Origin of the sequence: Streptomyces sp. NPDC002838, assembly GCF_040295365.1 — a bacterium.
Classification (GTDB): Bacteria; Actinomycetota; Actinomycetes; order Streptomycetales; family Streptomycetaceae; genus Streptomyces.
On the sequence record NZ_JBEOVF010000035.1, the window covers coordinates 35,848 to 53,283 of the forward strand.

The 17,436-nt window shown below is 70.6% G+C and carries 11 protein-coding genes and 4 pseudogenes; 6 read left to right on the top strand and 9 right to left on the bottom strand.

The features are described 5' to 3' along the window. Positions 1–78: 78 nt before the first annotated feature. The 3 genes and pseudogenes from ABT063_RS34725 to ABT063_RS34735 all read left to right on the top strand — a co-directional run bounded on the left by ABT063_RS34725 (position 79) and on the right by ABT063_RS34735 (position 4,040). Positions 79–780, top strand: a pseudogene (locus ABT063_RS34725) (L,D-transpeptidase family protein). A 48-nt stretch (positions 781–828) separates the two neighbouring features. Beyond that, on the top strand, positions 829–2,448 hold the full coding sequence (locus ABT063_RS34730; protein ID WP_351064009.1) for a peptide-N4-asparagine amidase: 1,620 nt from the start codon (positions 829–831) through the stop codon (positions 2,446–2,448). Positions 2,449–2,618: 170 nt separating this feature from the next. Continuing rightward, entirely contained in the window at positions 2,619–4,040 is a 1,422-nt protein-coding gene (locus tag ABT063_RS34735) for a cation:dicarboxylate symporter family transporter (RefSeq protein ID WP_351064011.1), read from the top strand. A 75-nt stretch (positions 4,041–4,115) separates the two neighbouring features. Here the strand turns inward: ABT063_RS34735 and ABT063_RS34740 are convergent, their stop codons facing one another. Beyond that, positions 4,116–4,565, bottom strand: a complete 450-nt coding sequence (locus ABT063_RS34740; protein ID WP_351064012.1) for a MarR family winged helix-turn-helix transcriptional regulator — start codon at positions 4,563–4,565, stop codon at positions 4,116–4,118. Between the two features lie 93 nt (positions 4,566–4,658). On the opposite strand from ABT063_RS34740, the gene ABT063_RS34745 reads away from it, so the two are divergent. Then, positions 4,659–6,470: an ABC transporter ATP-binding protein gene (locus tag ABT063_RS34745; RefSeq protein WP_351064014.1), complete on the top strand. Its 1,812-nt coding sequence runs from the start codon at positions 4,659–4,661 to the stop codon at positions 6,468–6,470. A gap of 43 nt (positions 6,471–6,513) precedes the next feature. Further along, positions 6,514–7,365, top strand: a complete 852-nt coding sequence (gene mltG, locus ABT063_RS34750) for an endolytic transglycosylase MltG (RefSeq protein WP_351064015.1) — start codon at positions 6,514–6,516, stop codon at positions 7,363–7,365. A 60-nt stretch (positions 7,366–7,425) separates the two neighbouring features. Here mltG and ABT063_RS34755 read toward each other — a convergent pair whose 3' ends face one another. From ABT063_RS34755 to ABT063_RS34775, 5 genes and pseudogenes are all read right to left on the bottom strand, one after another. Next, positions 7,426–8,493, bottom strand: coding sequence for an NAD(P)-binding domain-containing protein (locus tag ABT063_RS34755; protein ID WP_351064017.1), 1,068 nt, complete (start codon positions 8,491–8,493; stop codon positions 7,426–7,428). A gap of 42 nt (positions 8,494–8,535) precedes the next feature. Continuing rightward, positions 8,536–9,252 (bottom strand): annotated as a pseudogene (locus tag ABT063_RS34760) (LLM class flavin-dependent oxidoreductase); the annotation flags it as partial. Further along, positions 9,219–9,623: pseudogene (locus ABT063_RS34765) on the bottom strand (ATP-binding cassette domain-containing protein); the annotation flags it as partial. The pseudogenes ABT063_RS34760 and ABT063_RS34765, both read right to left, overlap by 34 nt. Continuing rightward, on the bottom strand, positions 9,596–10,477 hold the full coding sequence (locus ABT063_RS34770) for an ABC transporter permease (protein WP_351064019.1): 882 nt from the start codon (positions 10,475–10,477) through the stop codon (positions 9,596–9,598). The pseudogene ABT063_RS34765 and the gene ABT063_RS34770, both read right to left, overlap by 28 nt. A 129-nt stretch (positions 10,478–10,606) precedes the next feature. Beyond that, complete coding sequence (locus ABT063_RS34775; protein ID WP_313884353.1) at positions 10,607–10,690, bottom strand: putative leader peptide; 84 nt, start codon at positions 10,688–10,690, stop codon at positions 10,607–10,609. A 123-nt stretch (positions 10,691–10,813) separates the two neighbouring features. Here ABT063_RS34775 and ABT063_RS34780 point away from each other — a divergent pair, with 123 nt between their 5' ends. Further along, a complete protein-coding gene (locus ABT063_RS34780; protein WP_351064020.1) occupies positions 10,814–11,236 on the top strand; it encodes a YjbQ family protein in 423 nt (140 codons plus the stop codon). A 49-nt stretch (positions 11,237–11,285) separates the two neighbouring features. On the opposite strand, the gene ABT063_RS34785 is transcribed toward ABT063_RS34780, so the two are convergent. From ABT063_RS34785 to ABT063_RS34795, 3 genes and pseudogenes are all read right to left on the bottom strand, one after another. Further along, entirely contained in the window at positions 11,286–11,855 is a 570-nt protein-coding gene (locus ABT063_RS34785; protein WP_351064021.1) for a hypothetical protein, read from the bottom strand. A 54-nt stretch (positions 11,856–11,909) separates the two neighbouring features. Then, the gene (locus ABT063_RS34790; protein WP_351064023.1) at positions 11,910–12,665 is read right to left on the bottom strand and encodes a hypothetical protein; all 756 of its coding nucleotides are present in this window, start codon (positions 12,663–12,665) and stop codon (positions 11,910–11,912) included. A gap of 7 nt (positions 12,666–12,672) precedes the next feature. Then, a pseudogene (locus ABT063_RS34795) lies at positions 12,673–17,435 on the bottom strand (putative T7SS-secreted protein). Between the last annotated feature and the right edge of the window lies 1 nt (position 17,436).

A 17,436-nucleotide genomic window follows, 5' to 3' on the forward strand; every position in this document is an offset into this window, starting at 1 on the left:
AAGCGGTTTTCCGCCCCGCCGCGCAGAACCGACGGAACTCATGACGGCGGTCCTGGGCCTCCTGACCGCCCTGGCCGGCTGTGGCGGGTCGGGTCGGGTCGGGAGCATGACGGTGACCCGGAGCATCCCGGTGGCACGGAGACGAGAGCCGCGGGCAAGCCCGCCCACACCCGCCCGGCCACCGCCGACCCGACGCGCATCCCGGATGTCGGCGAAGGACTGCGGCGGAGGATCCCCGCCGACTCCCGCCAGGTCGTGGCGGTCTACGGCGACGGCAAGGACTCCCCTCGGTCCACGGTCGTGCTCTAGACCAAGCACGGCTCCACCTGGGACCGTACCCACAGCTGGTCGGCGCGCAACGGCAGGAAGGGCTGGACCACCGACCACCACGAGGACGACGACCGCAGTCCCGTCGGCGTGTTCACGCTCAGCGACGCGGGAGGTGTGCTCCCGAATCCCGGGGCCAAGCTCCCCTACCCGCAGTCCGCCGCCTTCGCGGCCCCGCGCTGGTGGGCCAAGTCCTACTGGCACGACTTCGACTACGTCATCGCCATCGACTACAACCGCGTCCAGGGCACCCCGCCGAACGACCCGACCCGCCCCGACGGCGCGGCCAAGGGCGGCGGGATCTGGCTGCACATGGACCACGGCAGCGGTACGTCGGCCTGCGTCAGCCTGTCCAAGCCGGCGATGCGGTATCTGCTGCGCACGCTCGACCCGGATCGGCATCCCGTGGTGGTGATGGGGGACAGGGCGGACCTGAAGGCCTCACGCCCATAGGGGAGGCCTCATTGCGGGCGACGCCCGACTCGCCGTAGAACACCGGCCATGAAGAGACGGATCCTCATGTCCATGCTCGCCGGAGCGACCCTGCTGGCGAGCACCCTCCTCGGGGCGAGCCCCGCTCAATCCGCAGACACCCCGGTCCCGGCCGAGTTCGGTACCGACTGGCACGACCCCATCACGGCGGCTCCGCCCGTCACCAAACCCACCGGACACTCCTGCCAAGTCGCGCTCGCCGAGGCGCAGTTCCGCGACTTCACCCCGTACAAGGGCACCTATACACCGCCCGAGGGCTGCGGAGACCGCTGGAGCAAGGTTGTGCTGCGCCTGGACGGCAAGGTCAAGGGACGGCAGTTCGACCGGCTCGGCTACCTGCACGTCGGCGGGGTGGAGATCTTCCGTACGTCGACGCCCCAGCCCTCGCCCGACGGTATCGAGTGGTCCGTGGAGAAGGACGTCACGCGCTACAGCGACACCTTCCGCGGCAGTCGGGACGTCGAGATGCTCATCGGGAACGTCGTCGACGACACGTACACGGGGATCATCGACGTCAAGGTGACCCTGACGTTCTACCTGGGCAAACCGGCCGCCCACCCGGGTAAGCCGGCCACCACGCCCGACCGGGTCCTGACCCTCGGCGGCCGGTCCACCCTCACCACCCCGCGCAACAGCGAGCGCATCGTCGCCGAGGTGTACGCCACCGGCTCCGGCGGCGGCTGCGAGGAGTACTGGTACCTGACGGTGCCCGACGCGGCCCCGTACTCCTGCCAGGCCGACGGCGGCCCCTACCGTGAGGTCCAGATCAAGGTCGACGGACAAATCGCGGGCATCGCCGCGCCGTTCCCGACCGTGTGGACCGGCGGCTGGTCCAATCCCTTCCTCTGGTACGTCGTTCCTGGACCGCGCGCCTTCGACATCAAGCCGATCGAATACGACCTGACACCCTTCGCCGGAATCCTCAACGACGGCCGCCCGCACCGTGTCGAGGTCTCCGTCGTCGGCGTGCCCGAGGGACAGAGCGGTTGGAGCGCTCCGGTCAACGTCCTCGTCTGGCAGGACGCGAAGAGCGCCCACGTCGGCGGGCAGCTCACCGTGCACCAGAACGGGGACCTCGCCAACTCCTCGACGTACACACCCGGTTCGGAGCACCGCGTGGACACCGAGGGTCATCACCGGCTGACGGTCGCCGGATACGTCGACACCTCGCACGGCCGGGTGACGACCACCCTCTCGCGTGCGTTGAGGAACACCTCCGTCCATCGCTGGACCGACGGCGAGGACGTGGACGCGCTCGACGCCACCTGGACGGACGAGGAGTCGGTCACCGTCGACGGACGCGGCCCGGCCCGTACGACGCGCACGCAGCGGACGTACACGATGGACGGCACGACCACGCTCGGCGCGGCCGACCGGCTGCGGACCGTGCTGACCCTCGGTGACCGCGCGGCGGTCGTCGAGTCGCGCGGCGGCCGGCGTACCGCTTGGTCGCGGCTCGACGACACCTACAGCGGCGACGCGACGTACACCGTGAACGTGCCCCGGGACCAGCGGCACGCGGTCGGCACGACGAGCGAGCGCTACCGGATCCGCGGCTCGGCCGGGTGCTACGACCGGTCCCTGACCACCGTCCAGGGCGTGCTCACCGAGGATCACGGCGGCTGCTGAGGCGAGTTGTGTGCGATGCGTCACAGGTGGCGTGATTTACCTGGCTGAAACACGGCGGTCTTGTGTGAGATCAACGGTGCCTCCAAAGTGATCGGCACGGAATCCGCTTTCCGTATCGCAGAAGTCCTGTCCCCGGCTTCTGCCGCCATCCGTCCCCACAAGGAGTGCCCGTGCCGCCGTCCGTACCGTCGTTGCCGCGACGCGTCGCACGCATGCTGCGTACCTCTCTCTTCGCGCAGGTCGCCTGCGCACTCGTGCTCGGAATCCTCGTCGGAAAGCTGTGGCCCGACGCGGCCGCGGAACTCCAGCCGCTCGGCGACGGTTTCACCCGGCTCATCAAGACGATCATCTCCCCCTTGGTGTTCTGCGTGGTCGTCGTCGGCATCGCCAAGGCCGGCGACCTGAAGGCGTTCGGCAGGATCGGGCTCAAGGCGCTGATCTGGTTCGAGGTCGCGAGCACGCTCGCCCTGCTCATCGGGCTCCTCGCCGCCAACATCGTCCAGCCCGGCTCGGGGATGAACGTCGACCCCGCCCAGCTCGACACCTCGGCGGTCGATGCGAAGACGGGTGGCGGCTCGCTGCCCTCGACGACCGAGTTCGTGCTGAACGCCCTTCCGCAGAGTTTCATCGGCGCCTTCGCCGAGAACGAGCTGCTTCAGGTGCTGATCCTGGCCTGTCTGGTGGGCGCGGCGCTGCTGCACCTCGGCCACACCAAGGTGCCGAAGGTCCTGCCCGCCATCGAGCAGGCCCAGGAGGTCATCTTCGCGATCGTCGGCTTCATCATGCGGCTGGCCCCGATCGCGGTGTTCGGCGCGATGGCGTACCTGGTCGGCCAGTACGGGCTCGGCGTCATGGAGACGTACGCCAAGCTCATCGTCCTGTGCTACGCGGCCGCCGCGCTCTTCATCGCGCTGCTCGCCGTCGCGCTCAAGACGGTCACCGGGCTCAGCCTCTGGAAGTTCGTGCGCTACATCCGCGAGGAGATGCTGCTCGCGCTCGGCACCGCCTCCACCGAGTCCGTCATGCCGCGCGTGATGCAGAAGCTGCGCCGGGCGGGTGCCCGCGACGACGCCGTGGGTCTGGTGCTGCCCACGGGCTACTCCTTCAACCTCGACGGCGCCTCGCTCTACCTGTCCATCGGCACGCTGTTCATCGCCCAGGCCGTGGGCGTGGACCTCAGCCTGAGCCAGCAGATCACCGTCATCCTGGTGCTGATGCTGACCAGCAAGGGCATGGCGGGCATTCCCGGTTCGGCCTTCCTCGCCCTGTCCGCGACCGCCTCGTCGCTGGGTGCCATCCCGACCGGCGCCGTCGCCCTGCTCCTCGGCGTGGACCGCATCATGGACTCGATGCGCGTCGTGACGAACCTGCTCGGCAACTGCGTCGCCGTGTTCGCCGTCTCCCGCTGGGAGGGCGCGCTGGACGCCGACAAGGCGAAGAAGGTGCTGGACGGCGAGATCGTGTTCGTAGCGGAGGACGAGGAGCCGGAGAAGCCGGGCCCTCGGGAGCCGGAGCTCAAGAAGCCGGAGTCCGAGGAGGCCGCCGCAGTGCCGGCCCGGACGACCAAGGAGACCGCCGCCGAGGCCAGTTGAGGCCCCACGCCGAACAGGCAGGCCGCGGTCACCGCTCCGGCAGTACGGGGCGGTGACCGCGGCCGTTTCGCGTGCTCAGCACCGCTGGGCGGCAGACCCGTCCATCAGTGTGTCCAGCAATCCGCCCAGCGCCTCGCGTTGCTCACCTGTCAGCGGCGCCAGAATCTCCTCCGCCGCCGACCGCCGCGCCTCCCGCAGCTCCCGCAGCGCCTTGTGCCCGTCGTCCGTGAGCTCGATCCGGATCACCCGCCGGTTCGTCGGATCGGGTGCCCGCCGTACCTTCCCGCTCGCCTCCAGTCCGTCGACCAGTGTCGTCACGGCACGCGGGACCACCTCTAGCCGCTCCGCGAGGTCGGCCATGCGGGGCGGCGCGTCGTAGTGCGCGAGGGTGCGCAGCAGTCGGGACTGCGCCGGGGTCACGCCGAGGCCACGCCGCTCCAGATGGCGCTTCTGGATCCGGTGCACACGGCGCGTGAGTCGCAGCAGCTGCTCGGCGAGCACACCATCGGAATCGGGGCTGGTCATACGGGAACAATATCAGGACCGTGCTCATTGTGAGTGGAGGTAACAGTGAGCTAAGCTCCGTCAGTCCTCACCCTCTCACCCTCCGTAGGAGCCATGCCCCGCGACGACATCACCTGGACCCCCACACCCGGCACCTCGCCCGAGCAACCCCGGCAGGTGCGCCGTATCCTCAAGCTCTTCAAGCCCTACCGCGGCCGGCTCGCGGTCGTCGGCCTGCTGGTCGGCGCCTCGTCCCTGGTCACCGTGGCGACTCCGTTCATGCTGAAGGAGACGCTGGACGTCGCCATCCCCGAGGGGCGCACCGGCCTGCTGAGCCTGCTCGCGCTCGGCATGATCCTCAGCGCCGTCCTCACCAGCGTCTTCGGCGTCCTGCAGACCCTGATCTCCACAACCGTCGGCCAGCGCGTCATGCACGACCTGCGCACCGCGGTCTACGGCCGCCTGCAGCGCATGTCCCTCGCCTTCTTCACGCGCACGCGCACCGGCGAGGTCCAGTCCCGCATCGCCAACGACATCGGCGGCATGCAGGCCACCGTCACCTCGACCGCCACCTCCCTGGTCTCCAACCTGACCAGCGTGGTCGCCACGATCATCGCGATGGTCGCCCTCGACTGGCGCCTGACCGTCGTCTCCCTGGTCCTGCTGCCGGTCTTCGTGTGGATCAGCCGCCGGGTGGGCAGCGAACGCAAGAAGATCACCACTCAGCGCCAGAAGCAGATGGCCGCGATGGCCGCGACCGTCACCGAGTCGCTCTCCGTCAGCGGCATCCTGCTCGGCCGCACGATGGGCCGCTCCGACTCGCTCACCCGGTCCTTCTCCGAGGAGTCCGAGGAGTTGGTCGGCCTCGAAGTGCGGTCGAACATGGCCGGCCGCTGGCGCATGGCCGTCATCTCGATCGTCATGGCCGCCATGCCCGCCGTCATCTACTGGACCGCCGGCCTCGCCCTCCAGACGGGCGGTCCGCAGATCTCCATCGGCACCATCGTCGCCTTCGTCTCGCTCCAGCAGGGCCTGTTCCGTCCGGCCGTGAGCCTGTTGTCGACCGGCGTCCAGATCCAGGCCTCGCTCGCGCTCTTCCAGCGCATCTTCGAGTACCTCGACCTGCCGATCGACATCACCGAGCGGGAGCGGCCCATCCACCTCGACCGTGTCAAGGGCGAGGTCCGCTTCGAGGGCGTCGAGTTCCGCTACGACGGCGACGACGACAAACGGGGCCCCGTCCTCGACGGCATCGACATCACCGTCCCCGCGGGCGGCAGCCTCGCGGTCGTCGGCCCGACCGGCGCCGGCAAGTCCACGCTGGGCTATCTGGTGCCGCGGCTGTACGACGTGACGGGCGGCCGGGTCACCCTCGACGGGGTCGACGTCCGCGATCTCGACTTCGACACCCTCGCCCGCGCGATCGGCGTCGTCTCCCAGGAGACGTACCTCTTCCACGCCTCGGTCGCCGACAACCTGCGCTTCGCGAAGCCGGACGCCACCGACGAAGAGCTCCAGCAGGCGGCGAGGGCGGCCCAGATCCACGACCACATCGCCTCCCTGCCCGACGGCTACGACACCGTCGTGGGCGAGCGCGGCCACCGCTTCTCCGGCGGTGAGAAACAGCGCCTGGCCATCGCCCGCACCATCCTGCGCGACCCGCCGGTGCTGATCCTGGACGAGGCGACCAGTGCCCTGGACACCCGCACCGAACGCGCCGTCCAGGAGGCCATCGACGCGCTCTCGGCCAACCGCACCACCCTCACCATCGCGCACCGCCTGTCCACCATTCGGGGTGCCGACCAGATCGTCGTCCTGGAGTCCGGACGGGTGGCCGAACGCGGCTCGCACGAGGAGTTGTTGGAGCGGGACGGGCGGTATGCGGCACTGGTCCGCCGGGACGCCCAACTGGAGCCGACGAGATGACGATATGTCGGATTTGTAGGCTTTAGCGGGTTACCGTGCCCGCATGCAGATCAACATTCCGCCACGGAGCACGATCCGACTGACGCGCCGGGGCCGTCTCGCCCTCATCGCGACCGGGGCCGTCGTGGCCGGCACCGCCGTGGTGGTGCCGCTGCTGACCCTGGCCGGCGACGGGGAGGACAAGCCCGCGGCCCTGGTGATCCCGGAGGGCTGGCGCGCCGGCCAGGTGTACGAGGCCGTCGACAAGGCCCTCGCCCTGCCCGCCGGCACCACCGAGAAGTCCCTCGGCAAGGCCAACCTGAGGCTGCCGAACGACGCGGAGGGCAACCCGGAGGGCTACCTCTTCCCGGCCACGTATCCGCTCGAACACAACGGCAAGAAGGCAACGCCGGAGTCCCTGCTGTCGTTCATGGTCGACACCGCGAACCGGAAGTTCAACGGCGCCCCGGTCGCGGCCGGCGCCCAGCGCAACGCGATGAACGTCTATCAGGCGGTCACCGTCGCCAGCATCGTCCAGGCCGAGGCCGCCACCAAGGCCGACATGGGGAAAGTGGCCCGGGTCATCGTCAACCGCCTGGAGCGCGGCATGCCGCTGCAGATGGACTCCACCATCAACTACGCGCTGGGCCGCTTCACGCTGAAGACCACGGCCGCCGACACGCGGATCCAGAGCCCCTACAACTCGTACCAGCGCATGGGACTGCCGCCCACGCCGATCGACAACCCGGGCGAGGACGCGATGCGCGCCGCGATCAACCCGCCCCCGGGCGACTGGCTGTACTTCGTCACGGTCAAGCCGGGCGACACGCGCTTCACGGCGGACTACGCGGAGCACCGGCGCAATGTCGCGGAGTTCAACGCCCGGCAGAAGGCGAGCCCGCAGTCCACGACGTGACCGCCGGTCGGGGCGCGCGGTGCCGTGCGCCTCGCGTCGCGGTCAGGCCGGGAGGGGACATCACGCGGCGACCGCCTCCTCGGCCAGCAGCCTCCTGATGTCGCGTACGGCCGCACGCCCCGCCCGGTTGGCGCCGATGGTGCTCGCCGACGGGCCGTAGCCCACGAGGTGGATCCGGGGGTCGGCGACCGCGCGGGTGCCGTCGACGCGGATGCCGCCGCCGGGCTCGCGCAGCCTGAGCGGTGCCAGGTGGTCGATGGCGGCCCGGAACCCGGTCGCCCACAGGATGACGTCGGCGTCCACGCGCCGCCCGTCCCGCCACTCCACCCCGTCGGGTGTGATCCGGTCGAACATCGGCAGCCGTTCCAGGACACCGTCCTTGAGCCCCTGCCGGATCGCGTCGTTGAGCGGCAGCCCCGTCACCGAGACGACGCTCTTCGGCGGCAGGCCCTGCCGTACCCGCTCCTCGACGAGCGCGACCGCCGCGCGGCCCGCGTTCTCGTCGAAGGAGCCCTCGCGGAAGACGGGCGGCCGCCGGGTCACCCACGTGGTGGCCGCCGCGTAAGGGGCGATCTCCAGCAGGTGCTGGGTACCGGACGCGCCCCCGCCCACCACGACGACCCGCTGCCCGGCGAACTCCTCGGGCCCCGGGTACTGCGCGGTGTGCAACTGCCGTCCTCTGAAGGCCTCCTGGCCGGGGTAGCGCGGCCAGAACGGCCGGTCCCAGGTGCCGGTCGCGTTGATCAGCGCCCGCGTCGACCAGTCCCCGGCCGAGGTCTCGACCAGCAGCCGCCCGCCGGGCCCCTCGCGCACGGCATTTACATCGACGGGTCGCCGTACCCGCAGGTCGAAGGTGCGCTCGTAGGTGTCGAAGTACTCGGTGATGACCTCCGAGGACGGCCGCGTCGGATCGGCGTCCGTGAGTTCCAGGCCGGGCAGCGCGTGCATGCCGTGCACCTTGCCGTACCTCAACGACGGCCACCGGTACTGCCAGGCGCCGCCGGGGCCGGGGGAGTGGTCGAGCACGACGAAGTCGCGTTCCGGCTCGAAGCCGGTGCGGCGCAGGTGATAGGCGCCGGCCAGACCCGCCTGGCCGGCGCCTATGACGACTACCTGGATGTTGTTCATGTTTCTACTAACCGCACCGGGTGCGTGGATCTTCCCGAGCGGTCAACGCCCGCCGGCCACGAGGATCGGCGCACCGGTCGTCGCCTTCTCGACCAGCCCGCGGGCCGCCAGCTCGGGGATCACGCCCTCCCCGAACCAGTACGCCTCCTCCAGGTGCGGATACCCGGAGAGCACGAAATGCTCGACGCCCAGCGCGTGGTACTCCTCGATCCGGTCGGCGACCTCGGCATGGCTGCCCACGAGGGCGGTGCCCGCGCCGCCACGGACGAGACCGACGCCCGCCCACAGGTTCGGATAGATCTCCAGCTCGTCGCGGGAGCCGCCGTGCAGAGCCAGCATGCGCCGCTGGCCCACCGACTCGCTCCGCCCGAGCGCCGCCTGCGCGGCCGCGACGGTGTCCGCGTCGAGGTCGTCGAGCAGCCGGTGCGCGGTCGCCCACGCCTCGGCCGACGAGTCGCGCGAGATCGTGTGCAACCGGATCCCGAAGCGGACCGTGCGGCCCTCCCGCTCGGCGAGCGACCGGATCCAGTCGATCTTCTCCTTCACCTGCGCGGGAGGCTCGCCCCAGGTCAGATACACATCCGCGTGCCGGGCCGCGACCGGCCCGGCAGCCGCCGACGAGCCGCCGAAGAACAGCTGCGGCACCGGGTCCGGCGGCAGCGCGGTCAGTCCGCCCTCGACCTGGTAGTGGGTGCCGTGGAAGTCGTACGGCTCACCGCGCCACACGCCTCGGACGACCGACAGGAACTCGTCCAGGCGTCGGAGCGGTGGTCCAGGCCGACCTCTTTCAGGGCCCGCTCGGCGACGGTGCGCTCGGGCTTGCCCGGCAGTCCGAGCAGCACGTTGCGCCACACCTTCTTCCACGGCATCAGCCGCGGTGCCTGGAAGGCGACGGCCTTGCGGCGGGGCACGAGGACGGTGCCCTCGATGTCCCGGTCGAGGCCGGCCAGGATGCGCAGCAGGGTGGACTTGCCGCAGCCGCTGCGGCCGAGCAGGGCGACGAACTCGCCCGGGCGGACGTCCAGTTGAAGATCGTCGATGACGGCACGGCCGTCGAAGGAGCGGGTCAGCCCCTCGACCCGCACGGCCGACGGTGTGGTGCTCACCGGCCGGTGAACGTCGGTCGCCATTGCAGCAGCAGCCTTTCGAGAGAGCGGACGACGAAGTCGGCCAGCAGGCCGAGGAAGGCGTAGACGATCAGGCAGACCACGATCACGTCGGTCCGCAGGAAGTCCCGCGCCTGGACCATGAGGAACCCGATGCCCGAGTCCGCGTTGACCTGCTCGGCGAAGACGAGCGCGAGCCAGGCGATGCCCAGGGAGTACCTGAGGCCGGTCATCGCGCCGGGCAACGCACCCGGCAGGACGACGTGCCGTACCAGCCCCCACCGCGAGAGCCCGAGGGACTCTCCGGCCTCGATCAGCTGGGCGTCCACGCCGCGGATGCCGGCGTACACGTTGAGGTAGAGCGGGAAGGTCACGCCGAGCGTGATGATGGCGACCTTGGGGGCCTCACCGATGCCGAACCAGATGATGAACAGCGGGATGAGTCCCACGAAGGGCACGGTCCGCAGCATCTGGACGGGAGCGTCCACGAGGTCCTCGCCGATCCGGAACAGGCCCGAGACGAGGGCGAGTCCGGTGCCGACGACGGTGCCGAGCAGCAGTCCGGCCGCCACGCGCTGCAGCGAGGTGCCCATGGCGGAGGGCAGCGAACCGTCGGCGATCAGATCCCGGCCGACCTCGGCGATCCGGCCCGGTGAGGCGAGCACGTCGGGGGTCAACGCGCCGGTGCTGCTGAGGAGTTGCCACAACGCCAGCAGCAGGAGCGGGCCGGTGGTGCGGCGCAGCCAGCGAGGGACGCGGGTGCGGCGGGAGGAGGTGGGGACGAGGGGTTCGAGGCCGGGCGCCGACCGGACGGCAGGCTGGGATATTTCCGAAATATCGGGTTCGGAAGAGCCAGGCGGGGCATGGCTGATGCTCATGAGTGCTCCACGGGCAGGAGAGCGGCCGGTGAGGAGAAACGCCTGGGCGCCGCCGCGTCTCAGCTCAGGGATGAGTCAGACGTGCGGGTACGACGGCGCGAGAGCAGGCGGGAGGAAGGTGAGAGGGCGTCAGCGGCCGCGACGACACGCGGCGGAGGCCACCCGCAGCAGGTCGATGTGACCGCGCGTGGTGAGCAGGGCTGAACGCAACATGAGCCCGAACGTAGCCAGATGGCGAGGCCATGGTCAATGGCGTCTCGCGGAGTGGAACCCTCGTATCAGGCGCCGGGCGAAAGGATCGCGTGTGAAGGGCGGCGCGTGGGTCAGGATGGAAGCATGTCAGACGCTTTCACCACCCGAGTCCTGAACGTGGCCACCGGTTCCGCGGAACGTATCGCCGACCTCACCGGCGACTGCGAGGCCTTCCTGCGGGAGGCGGCCGCCGGGCGCGACGGCCTCCTGAACATCTTCGTACCGCATGCCACGGCCGGCATCGCGATCATCGAAACGGGTGCGGGCAGCGACGACGACCTCCTCGCCGCCCTGCACACCCTCCTCCCCGCCGACGACCGCTGGCAGCACCGCCACGGCAGTCCCGGCCACGGCCGCGACCACGTCCTCCCGGCGATCGTCCCACCCCACGCCACGCTTCCGGTCATCGGCGGGAGGCTGGAGCTGGGGACTTGGCAGTCGGTGTGTCTCGTGGACACCAACAAGGACAACCCCGAGCGGAAGGTACGCCTCACCTTCCTCGGCTGATCAGGATCACATTTCTCGTGGTCCTCGATCAGGCGGACGGCCAGCTGGTTCACGGCTTCTGCCCGGCCGGCCGGTCGGCGTAGTCCTCGACCAGCTTGCCGATGAGCGCGAGCAGGGCGTCGGCGCGGTGCCGGTCCTCGTGCTGGTTGCGAAGGGCCCTGTCGAGTGCACGGAGGCGGCCCAGGGTGGCCGGGTTCCGATTCTTCAGCGGGTTGGGGTCGGGGGCGGCGAACCCTGTGGTCAAGTACCGGGCAGGGTCGGTGAGGCTCCAGCCGACGATGGTGTCGTGCTGGATGAGGAGTGCCACGTCAGGGGCGATGCCGATGCGGGCCTCCAGCGGTTCGTCCAGGACGTCGAGGTCGCGCAGGCAGGTCAGTACGGTGTCCCCGGGGGCGCGGCACAGCTCCGTGGTCACCTCCAGGCGGAAGTCCCGGGTCTCGTCCGCGCGAAGACCGCCCGGCTGGACAGGGGGTGTGGCAGGAACGCGGGCACAGCCCTCGGCAGAGGCGGACTCATAGGGCAATCGGAACCCGGCGCCGACCAGTTCCCGGTCGGCCTGATCGAACCGGAGTTCGTCGGGATCGTCCCCCCAGCCGCTCCTGGCTGCCGAAAGTGTCAACGAGACCGCACCGCACCCAGGCCCGCCGCCCAGTTCCTTGGTCTTCGTCCTCGTTCACCAGTTCCCGTAGTCCTCCACGTAGGTGGCGATCAGCTCGAGCAGGGCGTCGGCCCGGTGCCGGTCCTCGCGCTGCTCGCGCAGGGCCTTGTCAGCGGCCCGGAGGCGGGCCAGGGCGGCCGGTTCGCCGTCCACCACGTCGTCGACCACCGGCGTGGTGATGAGGTCCAGGCATTCGGTGAGTAGTCGACGGGTGGGCAGGGAGGGTGGGTTGGGGTCGGGGTCGGTGTACGCCGTGGTCAGGTAGCGCGCGGGGTCGGTGAGGCTCCAGCCGACGACGGTGCCGTGCTGGACGAGGAGTGCCACGTCGGGAGCGATGCCGATGCGGGCGTCCAATGGCTTGTGGAGGACGTCGAGGTCGCGTAGACAGGTCAGCACGGTGTCCCCGGGGGCGCGGCACAGCACCGTGCACCTCTCATGCCGGAAGTCCCGGGCCTCATCGGCACGGAGCCCGCCCGGGCGTACCGCGGGCGTGAGGGGAAGGCGGGCGACTTCCTCGGCGGAGGCGGACTCTTCCGGCCAGTGGAACTCTGCCCCGACCAGCTCTCGGCCGGCCTTGTCGAACCGGAGGATGTCAGGCGCGTCCCACAGCCAGTCCCGGCTGCCGAAGGTGTCCGCGAGGAACCGCTCACGCTCCATCACGTTCGCGAAGGGCGCGATGTCCACGGAGTGGCCGAAGCGGGGGGCGATGTGCAGCGGATCGTCCGTCACCGTCGCGCGCCAGCCGCCATCGAACGTCAGCTTCATGGTCATTCTTGCCTCATCTGATCTGCGTCGCTGGAGCCATATAGCCACCCTTGGCAGGAATCCTGCCCTCCACGATGTCCTCGTGGGTCACCGGTGCACCGGGGTCCGTGGGTTTGCCGCCGAGCGCCTCCGCCCCGGATTCGCCCTTGATGCCCGAGGGTCCGTACGCCGTGACGGCCTGGCCCTGGGTGCTGCCGGGCCCATCGGTCACGACGATGTCCTCGCCCTGCCGGAACATCAGTCTTCCGGACGTACCCGTCGATTGGTACACCGCGTCCGGGTTCTTCAGGATCTCCAGAACCCGTTCGTCGCTCATACCGTGCATCGAGTCCCCGTGGTAGTCGGTGTGCCTCCTGAACCCGCCGTCCTGTGCCCTCTCGATGACCCCGTCCACGATCTTGTCGACCCGCTTCCTGGCCTTCTCCTCCTTCGTGTACTTGGGCATCAGGCCCAGCGGGTCGCACGCGCTGTACGGGTTGTCCACGTACCCGACCGGATTCGGCGAGGGAGCCAGGCCCAGCGGGTCCGGTGAGGTGTAGCGGCCGGTCTCGGGGTCGTAGTGGCGGAAGTAGTTGTAGTGGAGGCCGGTCTCGGGGTCGTAGTACTGGCCGGGGAAACGCAGTGGGGTGTACGCGCTGCTGTCCCGGGACCAGGCCGTGGTGCCCCAGAGCGTGCTCCGGGTGCGCCAGGCGATGTCGCCCGTCTCGTCGATGAGCTCGGTCGGCGTGCCGACCAGGTCGGTGGCGATGGCGAAGAACCGCCGGTCGATCTCCTCCTGGCGGTCGTCGGCCGTGAGGATGCGCTCGGTCTGGGCCAGGGGGACGACATCCCGGTGGTCCCAGGTGAGGGCGACCGTGTTCGGGACGTCCGGCCGGTGGCTGGTCTGTTCGCACAGAGTGAGGCCGTCCCAGGTGAAGCGGATCTCCTCCACCACGCTCTCGCCGTCGGCCGCCAGGCGCTGTTTCGCGCTGCGGCGGCCCAGGGGGTCGTAGCGGTACCTCCACCGTGTCCCGTCGGGGGTGGTGACGGAGGTGAGGCGGTTCTCCGTGTCCCACTCGTAGCGCCAGGTGTCGGGCTTGCGGGAGAGGCGGGTCTTCTGGCGCAGGACGACCCGGCCGAGGGCGTCGTGTTCGAAGCGGACGTCTCCGGCCCGGGTGATGGTGGTGCCGGTGTAGGCGCGCGGTCCGGTGGCCTCGCTGCCGGGGTGGCGGGACGGCCAGGACGCGGAGGTCTGGTTGCCGGCGTCGTCGTAGGCGTAGCGCTCCGTCCAGCCCTGGGCGTGGACGGCGGTGACGCGGCCCGCCCGGTCGAGATCGAAGGCGCGGGTGCCCGACAGCCGGTCCGCGACCGAGATCAGGTGTCCGTCCGCGCGGTAGGTGTAGGCGCGGCTGTTGACGGCGCGTGCTCCGGCGGTGATGTGCTGCGTGGAGAGCCGTCCGGCCTCGTCCCAGGCGGAGGACATGGTGATCGCGTCGCCGAAGACGCGGGCGAGCTCGCGGCCGGCGGCGTCGTGGGTGAAGTCGATCCGGTGACCGCCGCTGGTCAGGCGCTGGGGTCGTCCGTCGGCACCGTAGGCGTAGGAGGTGACATGACCGGTGGGCGTGGTGCGCTTCCTGCGGCGGCCCAGGGCGTCGTAGGAGTAGGAGACGGGACGGCCGTCCACCAGTTCCGTCTTGACGTTCCCCCGTCGGTCGTACTGGTAGCGGAGTTCGCTGTCCGGTCCGGCCGCCTCCAGCAGGCGTCCTGCCCTGTCGTAGACGTAGGTCGTCACACGGCCGTCGACGTCCTTGCGGACCGCCTGGCCGAGCTGGTCACGCTCGAACGAGATGGTCCCGCCGAGCGTGTCGACACGGGCGGCGAGCCGGCCCGCGGCGTCCACCCGGTAGGTGAGGGTGCGGCCGTCGAAGTCGGTCTCGGAGGCGACGTCGCCGGCGGCGTCGTACTCGTAGGTCCAGGTCATCCCTTGCGGGTTGGTGACGCGGGTGAGACGCAGCTCGGCGTCGTGCTCGAACTCGTAGCGGGCGCCGTCGGGCCGCGTGCGGGCGACCGGCAGGTCGAAGTGGGTGTACTCGAAGCGGGAGACGCCACCGGCCGGGTCGGTGTGGGTGAGGCAGTTGCCCTCGCCGTCGTAGGTCCATGACTCCGTGGCGCCGTCGGGACCGGTGCGCCGGGCGAGCTGCCCGTGGCGTGCCACTCCAGGCAGGTGACGCCGCCCACCGGATCGGTGATGCGGACCGGCCTGCCGAGGGCGTCCCGCTCCGTGCGGGTGATGGCGCCGGCCGGGTCGGTCACCTCCACGGGCAGCCCTGCCGCGTCGCACACCACGCGTGTCGTGGCCCCGAGGACGTCGGTGACCGAGGTGAGCCGGCCTGCGTGATCGTAGGTGTAGCGGGTGGTGGAGCCGGCCTGGTCGGTGACCGCCGTGCGGTTGCCGCGTTCGTCGAACTCATGGACCATGCGGGCGCCGTCCGGCCCGACGACCTCCACCGGCAGGCCGAACGGGCCGCGCACGGTACGCAGTTCGCTTCCGTCGGGGCGGATGGCGGAGACGGCCCGACCGTCCTCGTCGTAGGAGAACGCGGTGGTGAGGCCCAACGGGTCGGTGCGGGTCAGGAGGCTGCCGCGCGCGTCGTAGGTGAACCGGGTGGTGCGGCCGAGCGGGTCGGTGACGGCCAGGAGACGGCAGCCGGGGCCGAACACGTGGCGGGTCGCGTGCCCGTCGGCGGTGGTGAGCGTGGTGGTGCGGTGGCCCGTCTCGGGGTCGGGTTCGGTGTAGGCCAGGGTGATCTGGACGTGGCCGGCCTCGCCGCCCTCCGCCACGACGCGGTCGCGGTCGTCGTAGACGTAGTCGTAGCGGCTTCCGTTGGAGTCGATCCAGGCGATGACGCGGCGGCGGTCGTCGTAGAGGAAGGTGGTGCCGGCGCCTGACGGCTTGGTGACCGTGGTGAGGTCGCCGTCCTGGTAGCCGTAGCTCATCAGGGGCAGATCCGCGCCGCCCTCGCCCGCCCCGGCCAGGGACAGGGCGGTGACCAGGCCGTCGGTGACGGACAGGTTCACCTGGTGGCCCGCCGAGTGGACGAGGGCCAGCGGCAGGCCGTCCTCGCCGCGGTCGACGGTGATCGTGTGGCCGTTGCGTTCGGTGATGCCCGACAGCCAGGCCGTACCGTCGCCTCCCGGTTCGCTGCCGGACGGGGCGGTGAAGTGGAAGGTGAGTCCGCTGTCGGGGTCGGTGACCGTGTAGTCGCCGTCGGCGTCGCGGGCCAGCAGGGTGCGGGACCTGCCCGAGTCCGGCGTGGTGGGCGCACCCGGGACCGGGTGCGGGTACGGGATCAGGAGCCCTTCGGCGGTGACGTGGACGACACCGATGGCGTCGATCTGCAGACGCTCGTCGACGGTGGAGGTCCAGGCGGGTCCGAGGAAGCGGCCGACCGTGCAACCGGACTCGGTGCGGCGGGTGAAGACCAACGGCAGGATGCCGGGCATCTCGAGGTCGGTCTGGGGCAGGTACATCCGGCCCGTGGCGAGGTCCACCGGGTCGCCGCCCTGGTTGCGGTCGCCGTCAGGGGTGTTGTGGGTGCCGTCCGGGTCGTCGTCGATCAGCTTGCGCGCCCGTGCGGCGTCGGCGGCGTCCTCGGCGATGCGTACGCCCTTGACCGCGGCGCCGCCGCCACCGGTGGCGGCGGTCAGCGCGAGGTCCGGAATCAGCCGGCCGAGGCCCTCGGCCGGGTCCTTCATGAAGTCCTTGACCATCTGGGTGCCGGTGCCGACGGGGTCGTTGGCGGCGACCACCAGCCCCGCGGCCAGGCTGTTCAGGGACGTGGCGTACTCGGCCGGGTGCGTGAGGTTGTACGGGTCCATGGGGTTGACACTGCGGACGAAGTTGAGGATCCCCGCCGTGCCCTTGATGATGCCGCCGCCGACGTGGTCGCCCATGATCTGCGCTTCCTGGAGCCCGTCGCTCAACTGGTCGGCGTACGACGGCTTCTCCGGGGCCATGTCGCGGGCTGCGCGGACCGCCGTGCGCGCGGTCTCCGCCGCCGAGTTCCGCTGCTTGCGGGCCTCGGCGAGGATGTCCTGGGCCTCCTGCATCAGCTTCTTGCCGGGGTCGTCGAACGTCGCCGCGGGCCTGGGAGGGAGCGAGGACGGGTTGCGCTTGTCGGCGGGCTGGGCGTTGTAGCGGTCGACGGCGGAGTTGTAGTCGTCGACCTTCTTGCGGTGGGCGTCGGCGGCGTCCTCGGACGCCTTGACACCCTCCTTCCACTTGTCGATCGCCGTCTGCGCCTGCCCCTGCGCCCAGGTGACGGTGTCGGCGAACGCGTCGAGCGCGCCGAGCGCCTTCGCGCAGGCATCGGCGGCGGCGTACCACTTGGGCGGCTGGGTGCTCACCGCGGTGCGCAGCGCGTCGGCCGTCTCGCCCTTGAGCCGGGAGGAGTCGAGGCCTTTGAGTCCGTCGCCGGTGTCGTCGAAGGCCGTCTGGAAGGCCCGGAGTTTCTTGGCGGTGGCGTCGAGCTCGGCGGGGCTGCCGTAGATCAGCTTGGTCTTGTCCTCGGTCTGCCCGAGGTCCATCTCGTCGACCTCGGCGCCCATCCGGTTGGCGACCGAACGGGACTGCTCGCGCACCCAGTCCGCACCGGACTCCCAGCCGACGTCGTCCAGCCGGTCGGCGGTCCAGTTCCCGGCGTCCTCGACCCGGTTTCCGGCCCACTCGACGCCGTCCTCGACCGCGTTCTCGACCGAGTCGGGCGTGATGTCACTGACGAAGTCGCCGATACCCACC

Coding starts and splice junctions, on each gene's coding strand:
- ABT063_RS34730 (WP_351064009.1), top strand. CDS start 829: ATGAAGAGACGGATCCTCATGTCCATGCTCGCCGGAGCGACCCTGCTG.
- ABT063_RS34745 (WP_351064014.1), top strand. CDS start 4,659: ATGCCCCGCGACGACATCACCTGGACCCCCACACCCGGCACCTCGCCC.
- ABT063_RS34780 (WP_351064020.1), top strand. CDS start 10,814: ATGTCAGACGCTTTCACCACCCGAGTCCTGAACGTGGCCACCGGTTCC.
- ABT063_RS34775 (WP_313884353.1), bottom strand. CDS start 10,690: ATGTTGCGTTCAGCCCTGCTCACCACGCGCGGTCACATCGACCTGCTG.
- ABT063_RS34740 (WP_351064012.1), bottom strand. CDS start 4,565: ATGACCAGCCCCGATTCCGATGGTGTGCTCGCCGAGCAGCTGCTGCGA.
- mltG (WP_351064015.1), top strand. CDS start 6,514: ATGCAGATCAACATTCCGCCACGGAGCACGATCCGACTGACGCGCCGG.
- ABT063_RS34755 (WP_351064017.1), bottom strand. CDS start 8,493: ATGAACAACATCCAGGTAGTCGTCATAGGCGCCGGCCAGGCGGGTCTG.
- ABT063_RS34790 (WP_351064023.1), bottom strand. CDS start 12,665: ATGACCATGAAGCTGACGTTCGATGGCGGCTGGCGCGCGACGGTGACG.
- ABT063_RS34770 (WP_351064019.1), bottom strand. CDS start 10,477: ATGAGCATCAGCCATGCCCCGCCTGGCTCTTCCGAACCCGATATTTCG.